Origin of the sequence: Pseudomonas sp. 43(2021), assembly GCF_017490805.1 — a bacterium.
Taxonomy (GTDB): domain Bacteria; phylum Pseudomonadota; class Gammaproteobacteria; order Pseudomonadales; family Pseudomonadaceae; genus Aquipseudomonas.
The window spans coordinates 1-626 of record NZ_JAFGYJ010000157.1 but is presented as its reverse complement, the minus strand read 5'-3'; the positions used below and the strand labels follow the sequence as shown (position 1 = coordinate 626).

The 626-nt window shown below is 59.1% G+C and carries 2 pseudogenes; both read left to right on the top strand.

Going from position 1 to position 626, the window contains the following annotated elements:
• Positions 1 to 75: pseudogene (locus J5M71_RS26500) on the top strand (MarR family transcriptional regulator); the annotation flags it as partial.
• A 127-nt stretch (positions 76 to 202) separates the two neighbouring features.
• A pseudogene (locus tag J5M71_RS26495) lies at positions 203 to 626 on the top strand (peptidoglycan-binding protein LysM); the annotation flags it as partial.

Sequence of the window (626 nt, the reverse complement as noted above, 5' to 3'; positions counted from 1 at the left end):
GGCGTCGATGAGGCGGATTTGAAGGTGTGCATGCGCGTACACGGGCACATTCTGGCCAACCTGGAAAAATCTTGAGGCACATCCCGCCAGTGATTTTTTGAGAGATCGCGCTGAGCCGACTATAAGAACTACTGGGCAATATCGTGTTCGTACCGGATGTGCGAACGCATAGAAACCGGTTTTGCTTATTTAAGGGATGCTCATGCTCGCAAGTCGGCACGTGCTGCGCGGGGGCGCCAAATGGCTGCTGCTCGCTGGCGTATTCAGCTATTCGACCTGGTCGATGGCGTTGGGGTTGGGCGAGATCACTGTTCACTCAGCCCTCAATCAGCCGTTCAAGGCCGACATCGCGCTGGTCGATGTCGGCACGTTGACGCAAAACGATCTCTCGGCCAGCCTGGCTTCGGCGGATGAGTTCGGCCGGGCGGGCGTCGAGCGGGTGTTCTTTCTCAATGATCTCAAGTTCACCCCGATCCTGCGCGGCAGCCGCCAGATGATCCGGGTGACGTCCGGCAAACCGGTCAACGAACCTTTCCTGAACTTCCTCGTGCAGCTCGATCAGCCCAACGGCCGTCTGTTGCGCGAGTACACGGTGCTGATCGACCCGCCGGGTTCGCCGGGCATCG